Source organism: Flavobacterium limnosediminis JC2902 (assembly GCF_000498535.1).
GTDB classification, from domain to species: Bacteria; Bacteroidota; Bacteroidia; order Flavobacteriales; family Flavobacteriaceae; genus Flavobacterium; species Flavobacterium limnosediminis.
This window is the reverse complement of sequence record NZ_AVGG01000005.1, coordinates 231,376-254,819: the sequence shown is the minus strand read 5'-3', so window position 1 is coordinate 254,819 and position 23,444 is coordinate 231,376. Positions and strand designations below refer to the sequence as shown.

At 38.4% G+C, this 23,444-nt stretch carries 18 protein-coding genes; 11 read left to right on the top strand and 7 right to left on the bottom strand.

Features of this window, described 5'->3' with window-relative positions; all coding sequences use genetic code 11:
* The first annotated feature begins 11 nt into the window (after positions 1 to 11).
* Positions 12 to 3,437, top strand: a complete 3,426-nt coding sequence (locus FLJC2902T_RS06975; protein ID WP_023579094.1) for a methylmalonyl-CoA mutase family protein — start codon at positions 12 to 14, stop codon at positions 3,435 to 3,437.
* Between the two features lie 188 nt (positions 3,438 to 3,625).
* A complete protein-coding gene (locus FLJC2902T_RS06970) occupies positions 3,626 to 4,474 on the top strand; it encodes a hypothetical protein (RefSeq protein WP_023579092.1) in 849 nt (282 codons plus the stop codon).
* 133 nt (positions 4,475 to 4,607) lie between these two features.
* Here the strand turns inward: FLJC2902T_RS06970 and FLJC2902T_RS06965 are convergent, their stop codons facing one another.
* Both FLJC2902T_RS06965 and FLJC2902T_RS06960 read right to left on the bottom strand, forming a co-directional pair.
* Complete coding sequence (locus FLJC2902T_RS06965) at positions 4,608 to 5,729, bottom strand: hypothetical protein (RefSeq protein WP_023579091.1); 1,122 nt, start codon at positions 5,727 to 5,729, stop codon at positions 4,608 to 4,610.
* 17 nt (positions 5,730 to 5,746) lie between these two features.
* Positions 5,747 to 6,481, bottom strand: a complete 735-nt coding sequence (locus FLJC2902T_RS06960; RefSeq protein WP_023579090.1) for a porin family protein — start codon at positions 6,479 to 6,481, stop codon at positions 5,747 to 5,749.
* A 388-nt stretch (positions 6,482 to 6,869) separates the two neighbouring features.
* On the opposite strand from FLJC2902T_RS06960, the gene FLJC2902T_RS06955 reads away from it, so the two are divergent.
* The 7 genes from FLJC2902T_RS06955 to FLJC2902T_RS06925 all read left to right on the top strand — a co-directional run bounded on the left by FLJC2902T_RS06955 (position 6,870) and on the right by FLJC2902T_RS06925 (position 16,004).
* Positions 6,870 to 7,394, top strand: coding sequence for a hypothetical protein (locus FLJC2902T_RS06955; RefSeq protein WP_023579089.1), 525 nt, complete (start codon positions 6,870 to 6,872; stop codon positions 7,392 to 7,394).
* 247 nt (positions 7,395 to 7,641) lie between these two features.
* Positions 7,642 to 9,399 (top strand): T9SS type A sorting domain-containing protein, encoded by a 1,758-nt coding sequence (locus tag FLJC2902T_RS06950; RefSeq protein ID WP_023579087.1) that lies wholly within the window; start codon positions 7,642 to 7,644, stop codon positions 9,397 to 9,399.
* Between the two features lie 177 nt (positions 9,400 to 9,576).
* A complete protein-coding gene (locus tag FLJC2902T_RS06945; RefSeq protein ID WP_023579086.1) occupies positions 9,577 to 11,766 on the top strand; it encodes a glutamine synthetase III family protein in 2,190 nt (729 codons plus the stop codon).
* 608 nt (positions 11,767 to 12,374) lie between these two features.
* Entirely contained in the window at positions 12,375 to 13,133 is a 759-nt protein-coding gene (locus tag FLJC2902T_RS06940; protein ID WP_023579085.1) for an OmpA family protein, read from the top strand.
* Positions 13,134 to 13,193: 60 nt separating this feature from the next.
* Positions 13,194 to 14,048, top strand: a complete 855-nt coding sequence (locus FLJC2902T_RS06935) for an OmpA family protein (protein ID WP_023579084.1) — start codon at positions 13,194 to 13,196, stop codon at positions 14,046 to 14,048.
* A gap of 140 nt (positions 14,049 to 14,188) precedes the next feature.
* Positions 14,189 to 14,536, top strand: coding sequence for a nuclear transport factor 2 family protein (locus FLJC2902T_RS06930; protein WP_023579083.1), 348 nt, complete (start codon positions 14,189 to 14,191; stop codon positions 14,534 to 14,536).
* A gap of 289 nt (positions 14,537 to 14,825) precedes the next feature.
* A complete protein-coding gene (locus tag FLJC2902T_RS06925; RefSeq protein WP_023579082.1) occupies positions 14,826 to 16,004 on the top strand; it encodes an AIR synthase related protein in 1,179 nt (392 codons plus the stop codon).
* Positions 16,005 to 16,041: 37 nt separating this feature from the next.
* On the opposite strand, the gene FLJC2902T_RS06920 is transcribed toward FLJC2902T_RS06925, so the two are convergent.
* Positions 16,042 to 16,887 carry a class I SAM-dependent methyltransferase gene (locus FLJC2902T_RS06920; protein ID WP_023579081.1) on the bottom strand — a complete coding sequence of 282 codons (846 nt, stop codon included), beginning with the start codon at positions 16,885 to 16,887 and terminating at the stop codon, positions 16,042 to 16,044.
* Positions 16,888 to 17,121: 234 nt separating this feature from the next.
* Here FLJC2902T_RS06920 and FLJC2902T_RS06915 point away from each other — a divergent pair, with 234 nt between their 5' ends.
* Complete coding sequence (locus FLJC2902T_RS06915; RefSeq protein ID WP_023579079.1) at positions 17,122 to 17,559, top strand: hypothetical protein; 438 nt, start codon at positions 17,122 to 17,124, stop codon at positions 17,557 to 17,559.
* Between the two features lie 281 nt (positions 17,560 to 17,840).
* Here the strand turns inward: FLJC2902T_RS06915 and FLJC2902T_RS06910 are convergent, their stop codons facing one another.
* The 4 genes from FLJC2902T_RS06910 to FLJC2902T_RS06895 all read right to left on the bottom strand — a co-directional run bounded on the left by FLJC2902T_RS06910 (position 17,841) and on the right by FLJC2902T_RS06895 (position 21,798).
* Entirely contained in the window at positions 17,841 to 19,040 is a 1,200-nt protein-coding gene (locus FLJC2902T_RS06910; RefSeq protein ID WP_035677740.1) for a peptidylprolyl isomerase, read from the bottom strand.
* Positions 19,041 to 19,110: 70 nt separating this feature from the next.
* Positions 19,111 to 20,220 (bottom strand): peptidylprolyl isomerase, encoded by a 1,110-nt coding sequence (locus tag FLJC2902T_RS06905; protein ID WP_023579077.1) that lies wholly within the window; start codon positions 20,218 to 20,220, stop codon positions 19,111 to 19,113.
* Between the two features lie 4 nt (positions 20,221 to 20,224).
* Positions 20,225 to 20,782, bottom strand: coding sequence for a gliding motility-associated peptidyl-prolyl isomerase GldI (gldI, locus tag FLJC2902T_RS06900; protein ID WP_023579076.1), 558 nt, complete (start codon positions 20,780 to 20,782; stop codon positions 20,225 to 20,227).
* A gap of 2 nt (positions 20,783 to 20,784) precedes the next feature.
* On the bottom strand, positions 20,785 to 21,798 hold the full coding sequence (locus FLJC2902T_RS06895; RefSeq protein ID WP_035677660.1) for a DHH family phosphoesterase: 1,014 nt from the start codon (positions 21,796 to 21,798) through the stop codon (positions 20,785 to 20,787).
* Between the two features lie 93 nt (positions 21,799 to 21,891).
* Between FLJC2902T_RS06895 and guaA the strand changes: the two genes are divergently transcribed.
* Positions 21,892 to 23,421 (top strand): glutamine-hydrolyzing GMP synthase, encoded by a 1,530-nt coding sequence (gene guaA, locus FLJC2902T_RS06890; RefSeq protein ID WP_035677657.1) that lies wholly within the window; start codon positions 21,892 to 21,894, stop codon positions 23,419 to 23,421.
* Positions 23,422 to 23,444: the final 23 nt, after the last annotated feature.

Sequence of the window (23,444 nt, the reverse complement as noted above, 5' to 3'; positions counted from 1 at the left end):
GTACCAGAAAAATGGAACAAGCACAACCATACCAACCAAAAAATAAAGTCAGAATTGTTACTGCAGCTTCGTTATTTGACGGACACGATGCAGCCATAAACATCATGCGCCGAATCATTCAGGCAACCGGTGTTGAGGTAATTCACCTGGGACATGACAGAAGCGTGGAAGAAGTAGTGAATACTGCTATTCAGGAAGATGCGAATGCGATTGCGATGACGTCTTACCAAGGAGGACACAACGAATATTTCAAGTATATGTATGATTTGCTGAAAGAAAAAGGAGCAGGTCATATTAAGATTTTTGGAGGCGGAGGCGGAGTAATCCTTCCTTCTGAGATTTCCGAATTGCACGAATACGGTATCGAAAGAATTTATTCTCCGGACGATGGCCGTGCCTTGGGATTGCAGGGAATGATTAATGATTTGGTACAACGTTCCGATTTTCCGGTAGGTGAAGTGCTTAACGGGGAATTAGATCATTTGGAAGATAAAAATCCAACGGCGATTGCCCGCGTGATTTCTTCGGCAGAAAATTTCCCTGAAGTTGCCAAATCTACATTAGATAAAATCTACAAAATCAATCAGGACAGTAAGACTCCGGTTTTAGGAATTACAGGAACAGGTGGTGCCGGAAAATCCTCGTTAGTGGATGAGTTGGTACGTCGTTTCCTAATCGATTTTCCTGAAAAAACCATCGGATTAATTTCCGTGGATCCATCCAAACGTAAAACAGGAGGAGCGCTTTTAGGAGACAGAATCCGAATGAATGCGATCAATAATCCGAGAGTTTACATGCGTTCATTGGCAACGCGTCAATCGAATTTAGCGTTATCGAAATATGTTCAGGAAGCGATTGAAGTACTGAAAGCGGCTAAATACGATTTAATCGTTTTGGAAACCTCAGGAATCGGTCAGTCGGATACGGAAATCATGGATCACTCTGATGTTTCGTTATACGTAATGACACCTGAATTTGGAGCAGCAACCCAGTTGGAGAAAATTGACATGTTAGATTTCGCCGATTTGGTGGCTTTAAATAAATTCGACAAACGTGGCGCTTTAGATGCGATTCGCGATGTGAAAAAACAATACCAGCGCAACCATAATTTATGGGACGTTGACCCTGATAAAATGCCTGTTTTCGGAACAATTGCTTCGCAGTTTAACGATCCGGGAATGAATACGCTTTACAAATCCATCATGGATAAAATTGTAGAGAAAACGGGAATCGATATGCATTCGACTTTCGAGATTACGCGTGAGATGAGCGAGAAAATTTTCGTGATTCCGCCACACAGAACCCGTTATTTATCTGAAATTTCAGAAAACAACCGTAAATATGATGAAACGGCACTTTCTCAAGTGGATGTGGCTCAGAAATTATACGGTATTTTCAAAACAGTAGAAACCGTTTCAGGACGAGTTCCTAAAATTGATAAATCAGGAATTATTGAAGAATCGTTGAATCATTCACCGGAGAAACAAGAATTCCTATCCTTGCTTACCAAAGAATTCGACCGCGTAAAAATGAATCTGGATCCGTACAACTGGGAGATCATTTTAACTTGGGACGAAAAAGTAAACAAATACAAAAATCCGGTTTACTCGTTTAAAGTACGTGATAAAGAAATCAAAATCGCAACACATACCGAGAGTTTGTCACATACACAGATTCCGAAAGTTGCGTTGCCGAAATACCAGGCTTGGGGTGATATCCTGAGATGGAACTTACAGGAAAATGTACCTGGAGAATTCCCATTCGCATCAGGATTATATCCGTTCAAACGTGAAGGAGAAGACCCGTCGCGTATGTTTGCCGGAGAAGGAGGGCCAGAAAGAACCAATAAACGTTTCCACTATGTGAGTGCCGGTTTACCTGCAAAACGTTTATCGACGGCTTTTGACAGTGTGACGTTATACGGAAATGATCCGCACGTTCGTCCTGATATTTACGGAAAAATCGGTAATGCCGGAGTTTCTATCTGTTGTTTGGACGATGCTAAAAAATTATACTCAGGTTTCGATTTGAGTCACCCGATGACTTCGGTTTCGATGACTATTAACGGTCCAGCGCCAATGTTGTTAGGTTTCTTCATGAATGCGGCTATCGATCAGAACTGTGAGAAATACATCAAGGAGAACGGGTTAGAGAAAGAAGTTGAAGCTAAAATCAACGAAATCTATAAGCAAAAAGGGGTGGAGCGTCCGCATTACCAGGGAGAATTGCCGCAAGGAAATGACGGTTTAGGATTAATGTTACTAGGTGTTACAGGAGATGAGGTTTTACCATTGGATGTTTACACCGATATTAAAATTAAAACCTTGGCTCAGGTTCGTGGAACGGTTCAGGCGGATATCCTAAAGGAAGATCAGGCACAGAATACCTGTATTTTTTCTACGGAATTCGCACTTCGATTAATGGGTGACGTTCAGGAATACTTTATTAAGGAGAATGTTCGTAATTTCTATTCGGTTTCGATTTCCGGCTACCATATTGCGGAGGCTGGAGCGAATCCTATCACGCAGTTGGCATTCACTTTGGCTAATGGTTTCACTTACGTGGAATACTATTTAAGCCGTGGCATGAACATCAACGATTTCGGTCCGAACCTATCGTTCTTCTTCTCGAACGGTATCGATCCGGAATATTCGGTAATCGGTCGTGTGGCTCGTAAAATATGGGCAAAAGCTTTAAAATTAAAATATGGAGCTAACGAAAGAGCGCAGATGCTGAAATACCACATTCAAACATCGGGTCGTTCGTTGCATGCTCAGGAAATTGACTTTAATGATATCCGTACGACGTTACAGGCGTTGTATGCGATTTATGATAACTGTAACTCATTGCATACCAATGCGTACGATGAAGCAATTACAACTCCGACGGAAGAATCGGTACGTCGTGCAATGGCTATCCAGTTGATTATCAATAAGGAATTAGGATTAGCGAAAAACGAAAACCCAATTCAGGGATCGTTCATTATCGAAGAATTAACTGATTTAGTGGAAGCTGCGGTTTTAGCCGAATTCGACAGAATCACCGAAAGAGGTGGTGTTCTTGGTGCGATGGAAACCATGTACCAACGTTCGAAAATTCAGGAAGAATCATTGTATTATGAAACACTGAAGCATACAGGTGAATTCCCTATTATCGGTGTGAATACATTCTTGAGTTCGAAAGGTTCACCAACAGTTATACCTGCAGAGGTTATCCGTGCTACAGAAGAAGAGAAACAATACCAGATTGTTATGTTGGATCATTTGCATGAAGCCAACAAGCATAAAGTGGAAGAGCAATTGAATATCATTCAGGAAGCGGCCATCAACAATCAGAATATTTTCGAAAAACTTATGGATGCGACGAAAGTGTGTTCGTTAGGTCAGATTACTTCGGCTTTGTTTGAGGTGGGAGGTCAGTATCGAAGAAATATGTAAGACTTTTAGTTTTAAAAAGAGGTTCCAATTCGGAACCTTTTTTTATGTTTAATTTATGACTTCTTTTGAACCTTCAAAATGGATTTTCACTAATTTTGAAAGAGTAGCCTTTAAATCAAATACCACAAAATTGAATACAGCCCCATAATATTTAGATTTAGAAATCAATCAATCAAATAATAAATATTATGAAAAATTCAATCGCAATCAGAAACTGGAAGTCATTAGGCTTCTGCCTGGCTTTATTTGCAGGCTTATTTATTTTTTCTTGTGAATCCGACGACGATTTACCTCCGGATACGACAGCAACGAAAGTTCCTTATGTATGTACATCCTGTGCTACAACTTCAGAAGCATTGCCCGAGAATGATAATGTCTCCAGAGGGATTTATAAAGGGGTTTTTTCAGCGGGAACATTGGTGATTAACAACAGAAATAATGCAGAAAAAGTTACAGGTAAGGTTTATTACAAAAACAAAACTATTAATTTACAGGAATCTCCTGAGGTAGTTATGGTTCAAGGCCGACCTACTTACTTGTCATTAAGAGGATCGTCCGGTGGTACAAATGTGACTTTGCTTTTTTCGGTTAACGAAGATGGTTCATCTCCCCTAATAGAAGAGCTTACCATTTCGGGTGAAAGAAACATAACTTCGTTTGCGGTTTTTAAAGAAAAATCTAATACGCTGATTGAGGCTTATGAAGGAAATTACTTTTTGGTAAATGGTGCTATCTCTACTTCGGATGAGGTGAGTGAGATTTCAGAAAGAGTTGATTCTGGTTTGGGAGTCCCTGAAAATGCAATAAAAGTTGGTGGTTTGAGAATGGTTTTGTCTCGATCTGAATCCATGTGGGTGTTGCTTAAAGTTATGGGTGATAATGAAAACTCAGTTATGGATCGCGGAATCATTAAGAATGTTTCTTTGGTTTCAGATGCAAACGGAAAAACAGTTGCTAACCTGAGTGGAGATGAGTTGAATCATAGCGAATATGTTTCTTCAGGTACACTGGTTATGCATGCAGAGCGAAAAAGATAAAGGATAAGTAATCCGATTAAAAATAAAACACCTCTTCGGTAAAAAGAGGTGTTTTTTATTGGTTTGGAATTGGTTTTGTACGATTCCCGATGTCGTATTTGTATAAAAAAGTATGGTACCACCAGTTAATTGATTACAGACCAAAACGATATTGAAGGCTTGCTAAAAACTGCGTTCTTGATGATAAGAATCCTGCTTCGGCTCTAAACATCCAATGTTTGTTAAATTGATATTGTGAACCCACGATGAAATTCCACATATCTTTTGGGTTTTTATCCATAGAGTATTGAACAGTGGAATTTGAGATGTTGTTTACCGCCGTATCTGCTGCGGCTAAAAATTCACCGGCTCTATCCAAAATTTGATTTGCGGTATTGTATTTTGCCTGATTAACAGGACTGTTTTGTTCAATTGGAGTTAATCCATTCCACCATGCGTCCACTTGTTGTTGTGTGTCGTTTACGGCGGTTATGCCATTTTGAATTTTCTCGTCCAAATCGCCTTCCGGTAAAACTTCGCTTAGGTTTACGGAGCCATTGGTGTCGGATTTGAAATGTACACGGAATCCTCCGGCCCAAACAGCAATAGTTCTGTCTGGTTTGTTTAATTTGAAATTTTTACCAAGTCTGGGGCCAAAAACAAAGGTAAATGTGGGTTTGTTTAATTGTGGGACATCGGTCCAGGCACAGTTCATATCCAATGCCAGGAATCCTCCGGCAACTCCTATGGTGGGGGTCATCCCGATACCAAAAGAGGTGGCCTCAAAATCAACTTTAGATTCGAACGAAGTTACCTCTGTTTCTGTACCGGTGGCAGGATTTTGTAACCAAACTCCCATTCCAACCTCAGTACTTGCGGATGTTTTTCCTAAAATGCCATAAACATTTAAAAACGGGAATAGCCAAATATCAGGACGTACCGTAAGGGTGTTTGAAGAAACTTGTGCTTTATTAAATCGTATGATATTGTCCAGGTTGTACATAGGGCCGTTGTTAAATCCGACGCTTAAATTGTCTATTAAGATATCCGATTCCTGCCAAAGATAATTTACGCTTATTCCTGCCGAATAAGGAAGATGGTATCCTGCCTTGGTGGCCTTATCGCCCCAAATGGGTAAGGCATAGGGATAATCCGTTACTTTTAAGCTGTCAATTAGTTCCTGATTGGCTTTACCAACTTCTTTGTTTGAGAAAACCTGTGCGTTTACCGACAAACTTAAAAATAGACAAAAGGCAAATAAAATATAATTTTTCATGGTATTCGAAGTTTATATTATTGTTCTGACTCAGTTGTTTTTTTCTCTGCATTTTTTTTTGCTTTGCCGGCTCCTATCGGAATACCTGCCGTTATGTAAAAACTCTGGTTGTAAACATTTTTACCGGAGTCGTCAATTTCTATATCAATTAAACCGTAATAATAACGCACGCCCAAATTCATTCCGTTGCCCCCCATTAATCGGTAGCCAATTCCGGCTATTAACCCCGCATCAAGAGGATGGTAGTTATCCTTAATGGATATTTTGTATTTTAAATCTTCCTTGTCTATTACATCTGCGGTGAATTCATCATGGGCTTTGTATAAAAGGCCTAACTGAAAACCTCCTTCGGCGTAAAAGTTTTTCGGGAGTTTTCTTTTCATCATCAGCGGAACGTTGAAGTATTGGAAGCTTCTTTTTACCTTTCCGTCTACAAATGCATTATCTAAATCAGGATTATTAAGTAAATATGGTTTTATATCATCTGCCCCCATGGTTGATTTTACGATTACTCCGGTGTGGAACATCCAGTCGTTTTTCATCTTAATGTCAAAATAAAATCCCAAATTGAAACGGGCGCTTGATTCGGAATCGTCCAGTCCTCTGAGCGAAGCAAAATTTACGCCGCCGTCAAGTCCGAATTCTATTTTGCCGGTATTTAATTTGTCTCCCAACAGCAATGAGATTAACACCTGTCCGCTGACAGTACATGAGAACAATAAGATGCATGTGGATAGTATTGTTTTTTTCATGTTTGTGACTGATCTCTGGTGTGGTTTGCTAATTCCGTGACTTGTAAAATCTTAAGATTCTAAGGATTATAAGATGAAAATACAACGGTAAACTGCTGTATCAGAATAAAGTTACTATAAAAAACTGATATTAATGAAATATCGCTGTGTTATTTTTCTTCATTTTTTTATGTTAAACTTTTTTGCAATTGCTTTGAGGTTAATTGTTTAGTGTTTTTTAATGGTTGTTTCTTTGTAAATTTACGTAGGTTTTTCAAGTGTGAGAGGCTGTTAAATTCGGCTTTGCGAAAGTTTGGCACGACTATTGTAAAATTGAAGAATAGTTGAGGTTGCTTCGATTGCCTTAGGGATTACTTACTTAAAGAATTAAAAAAATAAATTTATAGCCATGAGCAAGAAAATTACTTTATTATTAGCTTTTATCGGGATGATAGGGCTTACAGGTTGTACTACGGAAGAATATTATGTTCAGGGGGATACTTATGATCAGGATACCATCAGTGAGGTTTTTGAATTTTATGGTGTTGATTTTCTTCCGAATGATTATAGTGTATATTTAGAGTTTCCTCATGCGATTTATACCTCGGATATGGTTTTGGTGTACCGTTTGGCTGGAGTCGGACCGGAAGGTAATGAATGGAAATTACTGCCTGAGACCCATTATTTTCCTGATGGTACTTTAGATTATGGTTACAGAAATGATTTCACCCAGTATAGTGCGATAGTCGATTTGTATGGTTATGATTTATCCACTTTGCCAAACGCCTTTAAATTAAATCAGATGTTTAGGGTGGTAGTTATACCGGCTTTCGTAAATAAAAAACAAACGAACCCGGTAGATGTTAACGATTATAATGCTGTAGTTAAAGCTTACCATATAGAGGAATCAAAAATCCAGAAAATAAAAATGTAAATGCAATTTGTTTGTTAGTTATAAAAAAGACCGTCTTTGGACGGTCTTTTTTATTTTTTGATGAAGCTAATTAGATTATCCTGAGTGGTTAGACTTTGTAATTCTTTGAATAACTCAGTTATGAATGAAAAACAAAGTTCAGGTCTGAGAATGATTTTGTTGAAAAACACTATATTTTTATCATAAATAAATTGCAAGAAAAATCGCAAACAATTACTTTTGTGTGATTAATCTTAAAAATTTAAACATGAAGTTAACTAAGTTTTTTTTTGTTCTTTCTTTTTTTCTTTCTCTCGCCACTTCTTCAGGGCAGGTTACAGTTCAAATTTCAAATTTGAAAGTGGGAGGAGTTGCAGTTACTAACAATACTGTAAATTTTAATGGAAGTTCCAGTTTGTCAATAAGTTTAGATGTTAATCTTAGCACTTTTAATGGTGACTCAAATAACACTTTTGGAAATACCTATATATTCTTTAAAGCTTCTGGTTCCGAAACTGAAACCCAAGTTGGCTTTGCTACAAATACATTTGTTGTTACTTATCCTCCTTTTGTCTCACAGACAACTTATACAAGTACCAGGTCTTTTGGTTCAATTACTCTTAATGCATCTAATTTTTTTGCATCTGGCGGAGTGTTATATGCTAAATATATTAATAATAACAACTCGAACTATACTTCTTCTAATATATCGGTAATAGGAGGGACTAGAACCACGCCGAGTCCGCAGTCTAACACTATATGTTGTAACCAAACCATACGATATGGAGACAAGCCTGGTACAATTACAGGGTCAAATATTGTTATGAACGGGCAAGTTGGTTTAGAATGGATTGTCAGCTCGGGAAGTCCTCTTTCTCACGATGATTTACGTGGAAGTACTGCTTTGAAACCTGATTACCTTTTTCAGACAACAACTTATAAGAGAAAAGTAACCTATTATTCATCTCCTCAAAGCGTGTCTATTAGTTCACCTGTGACGATTACTGTCGTGCCTACACCAATAATGTCGAATACCATATATACCAATGCCATTACTATGGGTGATGATAGTTATGAAATTAGGGAAGGAAGTCCTGTTCAATTTAACGGTCTTGGTACGTATGTTAATTTAAATATATTGGCTGATCCTTTTCATGTTGCCGATCGATCAGATGCTTTAGTGAACGTCGAAGATTTTCAATGGCAATATAAATCAGGTGATTCGGGCGCTTATTGGAATGATATTCCTAATGCAGTACTTCCATATTTAGATGGATTTACAATGCCTTCAGATAATTTATCGGGATCTTATTATATAAGACGTATCGCAAAATATCAAGGTATAAGCAAAGTGAGTAATGTTTTAAAGATTGTAACTGTAAAAGCAAGCGATTCAAATACTGTTTGTTGTAGTCAGCTATTGGAGGCTGTTGCTTCTGCAGGGTTTCAATCGCCGTCTGTTATAACTGGTTCTACTCCGGTTTATAGTGTAAATGATGGGGGTTATTACGCTAGTCCTTCCAGTGTGTCTTTTTCGTATCAGTGGCAACAACAAAGCAGAACATCTGCCTGGTCCGACATATCGGGTGCTACCTCTATGGATTTTTTACCACCGGCCATATCGACTTTCTCGACAATAATAAATTATAGAAGAGTTGTAAAAGTTAGTTATTGGAAAGGGTTCAGTCATCGATCTTATGTAACATACAGTAATGGAGTCTCGGTTGCTACCCCTCCAGGTGGGGTCCGAAGTAAGGTTGGTGTCGAAGATAAGGGTGGAATAGACTTGGATTGTGCGATTTATCCTAATCCTACTTCTTCAGTTTTAAATATCTCAGGTATCTCAGATGTTTTAAATATTAATATCAGAATGGTTAATTCACTTGGTCAGGAGATTAAAATGAATTTTGTAAACAAGGATAAAAATTTGATTTCTGCAGATGTTTCAGACTTGCAAAATGGAGTTTATTATATGATTTTTGAAAAGGGTTCGAATGTGGTACTGAAAAAATTCATTAAGAATTAATGTGTTCCATGTTTGAACTTCAGTTTATAAAATCCCTAAAATTATAGGTAATTCGATTTGTTTTTCGATTATTTTTAAATACACCCCTATTTTTTTAGGGGGTAAATGATTTTGTAATGTAAAATTTTATATTTTTGCGGTGTATAACTATAGGTCATAACCTTAAAAACACAACTTATGTCAACATTTCGTTTCCATGCTTTACAAAAAGCGACAGACAGAACACCCGTAGCGGTAGATGATTCGGAGAGAAAATCAGCGATTTTCGGAAGTAACGTTTTTAACGACAAGGCGATGCGACAATTTTTGACGCCGGAAGCTTATAAGGCTGTTAAAAATGCTATCGAAAACGGAATTAAAATTGATCGTAAAATTGCAGAGTACATTGCAATGGGAATGAAAGAATGGGCGCTTTCTAAGGGGGTGACTCATTATACACACTGGTTCCAGCCGTTAACAGGAACAACCGCTGAGAAACACGATGCGTTTTTCGAAACATCAATGGACGGAAGCGATCCTGTTGAGAAATTCGGAGGAAGCCAATTGGCGCAACAGGAACCGGATGCTTCATCTTTTCCGAACGGAGGAATCAGAAATACATTCGAAGCACGAGGATATACCGCTTGGGACCCAACATCTCCGGCTTTCATCTTCGGAACAACATTATGTATCCCGACAGTTTTCATCTCTTATACAGGTGAGGCTTTAGATAACAAAACACCTTTGTTGAGAGCATTACATGCGATTGACAATGCAGCGACTGATGTTGCTAAATATTTTGATAAAAACGTTAAAAAAGTAACCCCTACTTTAGGTTGGGAGCAGGAGTATTTTCTTGTTGATGCTGCTTTGGCAAATTCAAGACCAGATATTTTGGCAACCGGAAGAACTTTGTTAGGACATACTTCTGCAAAAGGGCAGCAATTGGAAGACCACTATTTCGGTTCTATACCGACTCGCGTATTACAATATATGAGAGATTTGGAAAAAGAATGTATGTTGTTGGGAATTCCAGTGAAAACCCGTCACAACGAGGTAGCTCCAAACCAATACGAATTAGCACCTATCTTCGAGGAAACAAACTTAGCGGTTGACCACAACTCATTGTTGATGGATGTTATGCAAAAAGTAGCAGAGCGTCATCATTTTAAAGTGTTATTCCACGAAAAACCATTCAAGGGAGTTAACGGTTCAGGTAAACACAATAACTGGTCATTGGCTACAGATACAGGTATAAACTTGTTAAGTCCGGGCAGAACGCCGATGAGCAACTTGCAATTCTTAACATTCTTCATCAATACAATCAAAGCGGTTCATGATTATGAAGAGTTGATGAGAGCTTCTATTGCTTCTGCAAGTAACGACCACCGTTTGGGTGCGAATGAAGCACCACCGGCTATCATATCTGTTTTCATCGGTCAGCAATTAACAAATGTTTTAGCTGAATTAGAAGGTGTTTCCAGCGGAAAACTTTCTCCAGAAGAAAAAACAGATTTGAAATTGAACGTAGTAGGTAAATTACCAGACGTATTGTTGGATAACACCGACAGAAACAGAACGTCTCCATTCGCCTTCACAGGAAATAAATTCGAATTCAGAGCGGTTGGTTCTACTGCAAACTGTGCGGTTTCAATGACGACTTTAAATACGATTGTTGCAAAACAATTGAAAGATTTTAAAGTTGAGGTAGATGCATTAATTGAGACAAAAGACATGAAGAAAGACGATGCGATCTTCAATGTTTTAAGAGAATACATCAAAAAAACCAAAGCGATTTTATTCGAAGGCGACGGTTACAGTGAAGCTTGGGAAATTGAAGCTAAAAAACGTGGCTTAAGCAACCATAAAACAACTCCAAAAGCATTAAAAGCAAAAGTATCTAAACAAGCTATTGATTTATTCGGAGAGATGAATGTAATGGACCATGTTGAGGTAGAATCCCGTTACGAGATCGAATTGGAAGAATACACCAAGAAAATTCAGATTGAAGGACGTGTGTTGGGTGATATCGCTCGTAACCACGTAATTCCGACATCAATCCGTTACCAAAATACGTTGATCGAAAACGTAAGAGGACTGAAAGAAATTTTCGGAAAAGATTTTGAAAAAATTGCGAAAGAGCAAATCGGATTAATCAAAGAAATTTCAGAGCATATCGAAGGTATCAATTCAAATGTAGAAGCTATGACGGAAGAGCGTAAAAAAGCAAATGCTTTAAACAGCTCAGAGAAAATGGCCGATGCATATTGCGAAAAAGTAAAACCATATTTCGATATCATCAGAAGCCACTGTGATAAATTAGAGCTGTTGGTTGACGACGAAATCTGGACGTTGGCTAAATACAGAGAATTGTTATTTGTGAGATAATATTCTCTTCAATTTATTAAACCTCCTTCGGGAGGTTTTTTTATTTAAAAATGTCGTTGGTCTGCTTTTTTATTCGCTTCGTGGAAAACTTGTAATTGTTTGAAAAATAAACTGTTAAATAATTTTTACAAAGCGATAAATGTGCTAAATTTGAACTGTAAATCTACCACAAGATTTATTTTTCCAACTACATCTCGTAAGGTTATTTAATCCCTGACGTTTTATTTCCTCTGTATTAATTCGCGTTTTTTTTTATTGTCAAATACTGTATGGGTTCTAATTAAAGTACACGATTTTCTCAACAGAATTTCGTTAACCGGACAGGAGTAAACATCAATTTAAGTCTTATTCATCTATGATTAAGACACTTCACAACAATTTGTGTTAAAATTCGATAATTTGTTTACTTACTCCTGTACTCAGAAACAAACCAAACCCATAGAGGGAAAGTGAGACGGACCTTGTCTGTCTCACTTTTTTATCCAAATTCAGGACACTTGTTTTTTAATTGTGAAAAGCATTCCTTTTTTAAGAGGAGTGCTTTTCGTTTTTTTTTTTTATATACTAAATTTCGTCTGATTTAGTTATATAGAAAAAAAAAACTATTTATGAGAAAATTCCTGTTACTGCTTTTAACCGGTTTCATGTCCAAATCCTTTTCACAGGAAAAATTTACGGTGTATTTTGACTCTGCTATTCATCAGGTGGCCATCGGTTCAAATGAAAAACTAACAAAATGGATGTCGGAAAATAAAAATGCCGAAGTCCTCAAAATTTACGGTTATTGTGACAGTATCGGTTCCAACGGTTACAATGATAAACTGGCACTACGCCGGGTGAATTCTGTTTTAAAGACGTTGCGTGCTAATGCGATTGGTTTGTCGGATAAGCTTGAGACCAAAGGTTTCGGTAAACGATTAGAGCAATCGGAAGTTCTTGCAGACAACCGTAAAGTGGAAATTTATTTTCAAACGAAAGAAGAAAAATTGTCTTCTAAAATTGCTCAGGTGAAAGTAGGCGATAAACTCCGGCTCATGAATCTGAATTTCTATGGCCGCTCAGGTGTTGTGCTTCCGAAATCAGTACCCGTTTTAGCTGAATTACTTCAGATCATGAGACAAACCCCCAAACTTAAAATTCAGATTCAAGGACATATCTGCTGTCAGCCTCAAGGCGATGTTGAGGATATTTCCACCCTGCGCAGTAAAACGGTTTATAATTACCTTGCGAAGAACGGAATCGACACGAACCGTCTTTCGTATAAAGGTTTTGGAAGCAGCATGCCTTTATATCCCATTCCGGAACAAAATGATTTTGAAAGGGAAGAAAACAGAAGGGTTGAAATTCAGATTGTGGAAAATCAATAATTCCCCGTTTTATTTATCAGATTATTTTCGTTTATTCGTTATAGTTTAAAAACCCATTTTATGAAACGATTTTCCGTATTCCTGTTACTTGTTTTTCCGTTTTTTATGTCGGCACAGGAACAGTTTTCGGTTTACTTTGAAAGTAACAAACATGAATTAACCAAAAAACAGTCGGCACTCTTGAGTGAATGGATGATTGCTAATAAAGATTCCAAGGTGGTTGCCATTAACGGTTTTACCGATGAAGACGGCAGCAATGTTCATAACGATTCGCTGTCACAACGTCGGGTGGATTTTATTCAGACGGTTATCGTAAAAAACAGCATAAAAATCAGGGATGATTTTAAAACCAGAAGTTTTGGTGAAAGCCACGATCATTCAAATATAAAAGCTGAAAACCGTAAAGCGGTCATTTATTATATTAAGGCAAAAGATCTGGCCAGAGAAAATGAGATTTTAGGAATCAAACCCGCCCAGCCTGTTGTTGCAGAGATTGTTCCGATTGAAGAAGAAGATATGCACTTTCCTCCAAATGCTACTTTGGAAGAAAAAGTGGCTTTGGCCAGACCCGGAACGAGAATCGTAATCAAGGACGTCTTTTTTTATAAAAACACTTTTGGAATCATGCCTACGTCTAAAAGGGCTATGGATGAATTATTGATGGTATTGGATAGAAATCCTAAAATGGTTATTGAAATTCAAGGGCATATTTGTTGTGTGGATGCCGATAAAAGAAATCTTTCACTGGATAGGGCCAAACAGGTCAGAAGGGTTTTAGAGGCGAATGGGATTTCTCCAAAAAGACTAAAAGTAAAAGGTTTCGGAGTATCTCATCCTAAATTTCCGATTCCGGAAGCCAATGAGCTTGAAGCTTTAGCTAACCGCAGGGTGGAAATTATGATTTTGAGTAAGTAGGAGGAGAGGCTAGAAGATAGAAAATAGAGAATAGAAAATAGAAGCAAGAGACAAGAGACAAGAGGGGAAAGGGAAAAGATGCAAGAGTCAAGAAGATAGTTAGCGGTATGTGAAAACTCGACGGAAATAAATCGGAAATCATGACAGAAAATAAGCAAACCATACAAAACTATATCGACGGTTTTATCGCCAGCGATCATCATAAAATTTTATCATGTTTAACCGATGATGTCACTTGGGATATTCCCGGGATGTTCAGTATATCCGGTAAAGAAGCTTTTGACAAAGAAATTGAGAACGACAATTTTGAAGGCAGTCCAACAATACAGATCATCCGAATGGTCGAAGAAAATGATATTGTCATTGCTGAAGGAGCTGTCCAAGGTAAAATGAAAAATGGCGGATTGCTGGACGCACTGTTTTGCGATGTCTTTCATATGCGTGGTGGAAAAATAAAGCATCTGACTTCTTATCTGATGAATAAATAAAAGCTATTCTGCTAGATCTTACCGTGATTAATCTGTGTGAATTTATTTTGTAAGTTCGCATCGCTCAGGTGTGGAATCTATGTTTTTAATCCTGCTTCCTCCATCTTCCGTAACACATTTTATTTTCTTGCTTCTTGACTCTTGCCTCTATTTTCTGTCCTCTATTTCCTTTTTCCTGTTTTCTCCACTCTATTTTCTTGTTTCTTGACTCTTGCTTCTATTTTCTATTCTCTATTTTCTTTTCCCTATTTTCTCCTTATCTTTGCACCACAACACACAAATAAACCACATGAGTTCTGATAACAGCCAACGTTATAACCTTCGCGGAGTTTCGGCTTCCAAAGAAGATGTGCACAACGCAATTAAAAACATCGATAAGGGATTGTTTCCGAAAGCTTTCTGCAAAATCGTTCCCGATCATTTAACCAATGACGACCATTATTGCTTAATCATGCATGCTGACGGTGCAGGTACGAAATCCTCATTAGCCTATATGTATTGGAAAGAAACGGGCGATATTTCGGTTTGGAAAGGTATTGCACAGGACGCTTTGATTATGAATATCGACGATTTGTTGTGTGTGGGCGCTACGGATAATATCATGTTGTCTTCCACTATCGGAAGAAATAAAAACCTGATCCCGGGCGAAGTGCTTTCAGCAATCATAAACGGTACCGAAGAATTGATCGCCGAATTGAAAACGTTTGGTGTAACTATCAATTCCACAGGTGGAGAAACCGCAGACGTTGGTGATTTGGTTCGAACCATTATCGTGGATTCAACCGTAACTGCCCGAATGAAAAGAAAAGATGTGGTGGATAATGCTCATATTCATCCGGGTGATGTTATCGTGGGACTGGCTTCTTACGGTCAGGCGAATTACGAAAAAGAATATAATGGCGGAATGGGCTCTAACGGATTAACATCTGCCCGTCACGACGTATTTGCGCATTATCTTGCAGAGAAATATCCGGAAAGTTATGATGCTTCCGTACCCAAAGAACTGGTATATTCCGGAAACGTGAAACTTACGGACAAAGTAGAAGGTTCACCGATTGATGCCGGAAAACTAGTGTTATCGCCTACGCGTACCTATGCCCCGATTATCAAAGCGATATTGGATAAATATTCAGCCGGATTAATTCACGGAATGGTGCATTGCAGTGGCGGTGCGCAAACCAAGGTATTGCATTTTGTTGATAACGTACACGTAATTAAAGATAATATGTTCCCCGTGCCTCCTTTATTTAAACTGATCCAGGAGCAATCGGGAACGGATTGGAAAGAAATGTATCAGGTATTTAATTGTGGCCACCGAATGGAATTATATATCCCGGATGATATTGCAGAAGATATCATAGAGATTTCAAAATCATTTGGCGTAGATGCACAAATAATAGGAAGGGTTGAAGCTTCCGAAACCAAAAAGTTAACCATTACTTCAGAGTACGGAGTATTTGAATACTAAAAAAGAATCCCTCAATTGAGGGATTTTTTTATGTCTATTATTTTTCACCATAAATTACCAACGCACTGGAGTCAATAACGACTTTACCATCCGGATATTTCTGTTTTACGGTTTCGTAAACTTCTTTTTTGATTTTTGCTTTCATGGCTTCATCCGCCATGCTCAGGGCAGCTACGATAGGTGCGCCTATTTCTGTCATCATGTTCCAATAGGTGTCAGTTGTCCCGCTGTTTAATTTTCCACTGACTTCTGTTTGTGAAATATTTTTTAATCCGGCTTTTGAAAAGATGTCCGCTATAAAACCGTCTTTAGCACAACGGAACATTCCTGGTGCTCCGGGTGGAGGAGGGGGAAGTTCCATGTTTTTGTTGATGGTTCCCATAATGGCCGTTACCCAGAAATTTTTTTCGGGAACATTCCAAACTGATGTTGCAATACGTCCTCCGGGTTTGAGTACGCGTACCATTTCTTTGGCGGCGAGTTCCATATCCGGGAAGAACATGAATCCGAAGCGGCAACTTATGGCATCAAAAGTATTGTCCGGAAACGGAAGTTCGCAAACATCACAGGCGACGGTTTCAATATTTGTAATGCCTCTTAGTGTTGCATTCTCACGGGCTATTTCAAGCATATCTTCGGCAAGGTCGGTAATGATTACTTTGCCGTCCTTCAGTTTGCCGGCAATGGTTAATCCGGGTTCTCCGGTTCCTGCGGCCACATCCAATACAATATCATCGCTTTTAAGATTGAGGAGTTGGATTATCTCATCGCCCATCGGTTTTAAAAAATCCATGGTCAGGTCATCCCATTTTTTCCATCCGGAAGAAAATTTATTCCAGGAGGCCTTTTGTTGTTCGCGAATTTGTTCAAGTTGCTGTTCCATTGTTTCTGAGTTTAAATGGATTTACTATTCCGTTAGTTTTTTACAGCAGACGGCAGGTTTTGCAGTAGATTGTTTTTCAGGCAATTGAAGTGTAAAGGTACAGTAAAAATGAATAACTGAAACAAAGTTTTTTTTGATAAAATGTAGCAAAGTTCTTCTTGTTCAATATTATAAGTAGCAATACAATTTTTTTGCAATTCCGAAAACACTTACCTTTGTTTAAAATCAAAAATTATGAACATTAATCCGAAAAATGGAGTGGGTGAGTTGCTTTTCGGAATGAAGCAGCAACATGTGGTGGCCGTTTATGGTAAACCCGATAAACAGTTTGCCGATGAAGATAAGAATATTATTTATCTGTATAATAAATACAAAATGCGACTTACGTTTTATGAGGATGAGGAGTTTCGTTTGGGATATATCGTGATTTCTGATCCGCAGTCAACGCTTTACGATAAAAAAGTAATAGGGTGTAAGCCAAAAGAAATTCAGAATGAATTGCCGCAAAAAGATTTTAAAACCTGGGAAGTAGCGGATGAAGACGGGATAGAAAATCACTTTAACGAAGACAATTGGTTACTGTTAATTGCTGAATACGATGAAATTATCAAAGTGGAAGTAGGCGCCATCTTCGATAAAAACGACGAATTTGACTGGAAGTTTTCGGGGTAGGATTGAGAAGGGTGAATAGAGAAGAGAAAATAGAGAAGAGAAAATAGAGAAGAGAAAATAGAGAAGAGAAAATAGAGAAGAGAAAATAGAGAAGAGAAAAGGGAAGAATTCGTAAAAATCCGTGTTGCTTGCATCCGTTTCATCCGCGTTCCATTTTAGAATTTGTATTTTGGAATTTGTGACTTAGTGTTCATCAAGGGTTGACAGTGAAACATATTTAGTAAATAAAAAAGGCACAACGGTTAAAACCAATGTGCCTTTTTTATGTGAGATATTCAGAATTACTGCTTCGGAGTAGCTTCTGTCATTTCCAATTCGAAAATCAAATCGGTATTTGGTGGGATAACGCCTCCGGCACCTCTTTCACCGTATCCTAATTTGGAAGGGATGAATATTAAGGCTCTGTCGCCTGAATTCATGTTTTCCAATCCTTCAATAAAGCCTGGGATCAAGCCGGATTTGTTTCCGTAAGTAAAAGGGAAACCATTGTATCCTCCTTGTTGTGCACGCATCGGATCATGTTTTCCGTATAGTTTTGCCACATCTTCAAAGCTCGCGTCAAATAATTTTCCGTCTTCGAAATAACCGGCATAACCAATTTGTACCTGAGCACCGGCAGCAGGTTTTTTACCGCTTCCTTTTTTAGTGATCACATACTTAAGTCCGCTTTCTGTTGTAGTAGCTGTGGCTTTCAGTTTTTCAAACTCAGCTTTTTTAGCCTGCATAACAGCAGCGTATTTGTCATTGTATTCTTTGTCTTTAGCGGCGTTAAGTTCGGCCTGCTTTTTGTTTTTCTCTGCCTGTTCGTCGGCTAATTTTTTATCCTCAACCGCTTTGTTGGCATAGTAATCGGCAAAAACTTTTCCGGCATCAAAATTCTTAGCTTCTTTTCCTTTGCGGGTAATGGTTACCCTGACGATTTTATCGCCTTGTTCGATTTTGTTAACCACATCCATTCCCTCAGTAACTTCTCCAAAAACAGTGTGTCTTCCGTTTAACCAAGGTGTGTCTTTATGCGTGATAAAAAACTGACTACCGTTAGTTGCCGGTCCTGAATTAGCCATTGAAAGGATTCCGCCTTTAGTATGATTTAAAGTCGGGTCAATTTCATCTTTAAATTTGTACCCCGGATCGCCGGCACCAGTTCCAAGCGGATCTCCACCCTGAATCATGAAATCCTTAATTACACGGTGAAAGGTCAGTCCGTCATAAAATGGTTTTCCTTTAAAAGGATCTGCTACGATTGTGTTTTTACCTTCAGCTAAGGATACGAAGTTAGCAACCGTAATCGGAGTTTTCTGGTACTCTAATTTTACGGTGATTATTCCCTTATTGGTTTCGATAGCTGCAAAAATACCATCATTGGAACTTTTGGTAGCTGTAGTCGTCGCTTTTGTCTTTGTTGCAGATGCTTTTTTGGTTTTTTGAGCATAACCGCTCATCATTCCTAAAAATAATAAAAGCAGGATTTTGTTTTTCATATTTATGCTTGTATTCGCCTTACTCTTTTTGCATTGTGCCGGGATTTTCAGGATTTGTCCCATAGATTAATTATTTTTTTGCTGATAATTCAATTTCGAAAATCAGGTTGGTATTGGGTGGAATTATTCCTTGTGCACCTCTTTCACCGTAAGCCAGATAGGATGGAATAAATAATAGTACCTTGTCACCGGTCGACATTTTTTCCATTCCTTCAATAAAACCCGGAATTAAACCTTCTTTTTTTCCGTATTCAAAAGGAAAAGCATTGTAACCTCCCTGTTGATCGCGAATCTGATCGTAGGTTCCGAATAATTCAGCCACATCTTTGTAGTTGGTATCAAAAAGCTCGCCATTTTCAAAATAGCCTGCATAACTGAAAAGAACATTGGTTCCCGGAGTTAACTTTGGCTGGTTCCCTTTTTTAATGAAAGCATATTGTAAACCGGATTCAGTTTTAATGGCTTTTGCTCTTAAAGCATCAAATTCGGCTAGTTTATCTGTTTTGATTTTGGCGGTTCTTTCGGCTATTTTCTTCAGTTCAACCGCTTCGGTATCATAATAGTTTTTGAAAACTTTCAGAGCATCAAATGCAGAGGCTTTAACTCCTTTTCGGATTATGGTGACTTTTGTTATTTCGTCATTACCTTCAATGGTAGCCACTACATCCATTCCTTCAACTACTTTTCCGAAAATCGTATGAATTCCGTCAAGGTGAGGAGTGGCTGTGTGTGTGATGAAAAACTGACTTCCGTTGGTGTTCGGACCTGCATTGGCCATAGATAGGATACCGCTGTCATTGTGTTTTAATGTAGGGTCAATTTCATCTTTAAATCGGTAGCCGGGACCACCATTTCCTGTTCCGTCCGGATCTCCTCCCTGAACCATGAAATTGGATATAACACGGTGAAAGGTCAGTCCGTCATAAAAAGGTTTTCCTTTGAATTTAGCATTAACAAACGGGTTTTTCCCTTCTGCCAATGTTACGAAATTAGCAACTGTAACCGGTGCTTTTGTATATTCAAGGGAAACAACAATGTCTCCTTTCGGAGTTTCGATAGCGGCATATAAACCGTCAGCTAAATTATCGTGATTGTTTTTGCAGGAAAATAATAATGCGGTAAGTGCTACTACTATTCCGGTAAGTGTTTTTTTCATTGTAATGGTGAAATTGTATTTCAAAAAATTATGGTTTTGCAGTACCCGGTTTAAAATCGTTTAATGTCACTTTGCAGATAACAGGTTGGTTGGTACCGATTTTTTCGTTGTCACCGTGATAGCCGTACGCCATGTGGGAAGGGAAAAGGAAGGTAACTTTTTCTCCCTTTTTCATTAGTTTGATTCCGTCGCGCAATCCCATCATAATGTGTTGTTTGTCTACGACATAGTTTTGCGTTTTAAGTTCTTCGGTAGTATAAATGACGTTACCGGACAAATCGGTTACTTCATAGTCAAAGTTGGCCATATCTCCTTTTTTTGGAGTCAGGGTTTCGGTATCGTTTTTTACATCGTAATAGTACCAGTACCCCTTTGGCGAAGCAATATAATTGTTGGCGGTATCTTTTTTGATGATGTCCCTTATTAAGGTTTCCTCATTATTTATGAGCTTTTTGTTGCGTTCAATGGATTCCTTTATAAAAGTACCCGAAGAATGTGACACCGGTTTTCGGGCTTCCTGTTTTTGGGTACAGCAAGCGAACAATATTCCCGAAAACATTACACCGTATATATGGATTCTTTTCATAATCAATTATTCTTTTCGGTTGCTAAAATAGCAATAAATTCTTGTACTGTTGCCTCTAAAGAAGAGTCTGATTTTCCTCCCGCCGCATTAATGTGTCCGCCTCCGTTAAAATGAGTTCTTGCGAATTGGTTCACATCAAAGGCGCCCTGCGAACGGAACGATATTTTAATAACGCCTTCTTCTTTATTTTCAATGAAAATTGCAGTAAAGTCGAAACCTTTTAAAGACAAACCGTAATTAACGATGCCTTCTGTGTCACCTTTCGTATAACCGAACATATCTAGTTCTTCCTGACTCAAAGTAATGTAAGACGTCTTGTACTCCGGCAGCAGTTTCATGTTTTGTAACGCACGCCCCAATAACTGTAAGCGGTTGTACGAACTGGTGTCAAAAAGCAGGTTGTGTATTCTAGGGTTTTCAACTCCTTTGTCAATAAGATCGGCTACAACGCGGTGTGTTGTGCTGGTGGTTAAAGGAAAACGGAACGAACCCGAATCGGTAACGATGCCAGTGTAAATACAGGTAGCAACGGTTTTGTTTATCAGATTTTCTCCGCCCAACTGATGAATGAAATGATATACCATTTCGCAGGTGGAACCGTATCCGGTATCAGAAAAGGTGTATTTTGCATAATCGGAAGGCAATTGATGGTGGTCAATCATCACAAAAGTTTTATCTAACTTCTCTAATGTTACCTGCATAAAATCACCCACGCGGTGCAATGCGTTGAAATCTAAAGTGAAAATAATATCCGACTGATTTAGTTTTTCAGTACAGTTTTGCATGTCTTTTTCGAAAATCATGACTTTTTCGGCATCGGGTAACCAGGCTAAAAAATCGGGAAATTCATTCGGAGCAATTACTGTTACATCGTGGTTTTTCTGAAGTAAAAAATGATATAATCCCAAGGTAGAGCCCATGGCATCGCCGTCTGGGTTTCTGTGCGGGATAATTGTGATTTTTTTTGGGGAAGCTAAAAGTTCTTTAAGTGCTTCAATTTCATAGGCTGTCATCATGTTGCGAAATTACATTTTTTCAGGATATTTTTCATTACTTAAATCTTTCAAATTTTTAATTTTTCATTTTCATAGAAATGACTATTTTTGCACATGCAACACAACGTACTTATTTTAGATTTCGGATCGCAATACACTCAGCTTATTGCGCGTAGAGTTCGCGAATTAAATATATTCTGCGAAATCTTCCCTTATAATCATTTCCCGGATGATTTGTCAAGTTATAAAGCGGTAATTTTAGGAGGAAGCCCTTTTTCCGTTCGCGGAGAAGATGCGCCACATCCTGATTTGTCCCAAATTAGAGGTAAAATGCCTTTGCTTGCGGTTTGTTACGGAGCACAATATCTGGCACATTTCAGCGGAGGTGAAGTAGCAGCTTCTAATACCAGAGAATATGGTAGAGCTAATTTATCCTATATTAAGGAGGATGAAGTTTTCTTTGATGGTGTTGTTCAAAACAGTCAGGTTTGGATGAGCCACAGTGATAGTATCAAAGCATTGCCAACCAACGGAGTTAAGTTAGCGAGTACCAATGATGTAGAATATGCTGCTTATAAAATCGAAGGTGAAACTACCTATGCAATTCAATACCATCCGGAAGTATTCCACTCTACGGATGGAAAGCAAATGCTTGAAAATTTCCTTGTAAAAATTGCAGAAGTGCCTCAAAACTTTACCCCGGGTGCTTTCGTGGAAGATATTGTAGCTGAAATGAAAGAAAAAATCCAGGACGATAAAGTGGTTCTTGGACTTTCAGGTGGAGTGGATTCGACGGTAGCGGCTGTTTTATTGAACAGAGCAATCGGTGCGAATTTATATTGTATTTTCGTGAATAACGGTTTGTTACGTAAAAATGAATTCGAAAACGTATTGAACCAATATAAAGGAATGGGCTTAAACGTTAAAGGAGTAGATGCTTCAGAACGATTTTTGTCTGAATTAGCCGGAGTGGATGATCCGGAAACTAAAAGAAAGATCATCGGCCGCGTGTTTATTGAAGTTTTTGATGACGAGGCACACCATATCGAAGATGTAAAATGGTTGGCACAAGGAACTATTTATCCGGACGTAATCGAATCGGTTTCGGTAAAAGGACCTTCAGCAACGATCAAATCACACCACAATGTGGGTGGTTTACCGGATTTCATGAAACTGAAAATTGCAGAACCTTTGCGTATGTTGTTTAAAGACGAAGTGCGTAGAGTGGGTGCCAGTTTAGGGATTGATCCGGAATTATTAGGAAGACATCCGTTCCCGGGACCAGGTTTATCTATCCGTATTTTAGGTGATATTACTCCGGAGAAAGTAAGAATTCTTCAGGAAGTAGATGCTGTTTTCATCAACGGATTGAAAGAACACGGATTATACGACAGCGTTTGGCAGGCAGGAGCAATCTTGTTGCCGGTAAACAGTGTTGGGGTTATGGGTGATGAGCGTACTTATGAAAAAGTAGTAGCATTACGCGCTGTGGAATCTACAGACGGAATGACAGCGGACTGGGTACACTTACCGTACGACTTCTTAATGAAAATTTCAAACGAAATCATTAATAAGGTAAAAGGTGTGAACAGAGTGGTATATGACATCAGCTCGAAACCACCAGCCACAATTGAGTGGGAATAATAATAATTAAGAAAATTATGAAT

Excerpts from the sequence above, each read along its gene's own strand:
- FLJC2902T_RS06955 (WP_023579089.1), top strand. The coding sequence starts at position 6,870 with ATGAGCAAGAAAATTACTTTATTATTAGCTTTTATCGGGATGATAGGG.
- gldI (WP_023579076.1), bottom strand. The coding sequence starts at position 20,782 with ATGAAAAGAATCCATATATACGGTGTAATGTTTTCGGGAATATTGTTC.
- FLJC2902T_RS06940 (WP_023579085.1), top strand. The coding sequence starts at position 12,375 with ATGAGAAAATTCCTGTTACTGCTTTTAACCGGTTTCATGTCCAAATCC.
- FLJC2902T_RS06960 (WP_023579090.1), bottom strand. The coding sequence starts at position 6,481 with ATGAAAAAAACAATACTATCCACATGCATCTTATTGTTCTCATGTACT.
- guaA (WP_035677657.1), top strand. The coding sequence starts at position 21,892 with ATGCAACACAACGTACTTATTTTAGATTTCGGATCGCAATACACTCAG.
- FLJC2902T_RS06930 (WP_023579083.1), top strand. The coding sequence starts at position 14,189 with ATGACAGAAAATAAGCAAACCATACAAAACTATATCGACGGTTTTATC.
- FLJC2902T_RS06920 (WP_023579081.1), bottom strand. The coding sequence starts at position 16,887 with ATGGAACAGCAACTTGAACAAATTCGCGAACAACAAAAGGCCTCCTGG.
- FLJC2902T_RS06915 (WP_023579079.1), top strand. The coding sequence starts at position 17,122 with ATGAACATTAATCCGAAAAATGGAGTGGGTGAGTTGCTTTTCGGAATG.
- FLJC2902T_RS06970 (WP_023579092.1), top strand. The coding sequence starts at position 3,626 with ATGAAAAATTCAATCGCAATCAGAAACTGGAAGTCATTAGGCTTCTGC.
- FLJC2902T_RS06935 (WP_023579084.1), top strand. The coding sequence starts at position 13,194 with ATGAAACGATTTTCCGTATTCCTGTTACTTGTTTTTCCGTTTTTTATG.
- FLJC2902T_RS06950 (WP_023579087.1), top strand. The coding sequence starts at position 7,642 with ATGAAGTTAACTAAGTTTTTTTTTGTTCTTTCTTTTTTTCTTTCTCTC.
- FLJC2902T_RS06945 (WP_023579086.1), top strand. The coding sequence starts at position 9,577 with ATGTCAACATTTCGTTTCCATGCTTTACAAAAAGCGACAGACAGAACA.
- FLJC2902T_RS06895 (WP_035677660.1), bottom strand. The coding sequence starts at position 21,798 with ATGATGACAGCCTATGAAATTGAAGCACTTAAAGAACTTTTAGCTTCC.
- FLJC2902T_RS06975 (WP_023579094.1), top strand. The coding sequence starts at position 12 with ATGGAACAAGCACAACCATACCAACCAAAAAATAAAGTCAGAATTGTT.
- FLJC2902T_RS06925 (WP_023579082.1), top strand. The coding sequence starts at position 14,826 with ATGAGTTCTGATAACAGCCAACGTTATAACCTTCGCGGAGTTTCGGCT.
- FLJC2902T_RS06965 (WP_023579091.1), bottom strand. The coding sequence starts at position 5,729 with ATGAAAAATTATATTTTATTTGCCTTTTGTCTATTTTTAAGTTTGTCG.
- FLJC2902T_RS06910 (WP_035677740.1), bottom strand. The coding sequence starts at position 19,040 with ATGAAAAACAAAATCCTGCTTTTATTATTTTTAGGAATGATGAGCGGT.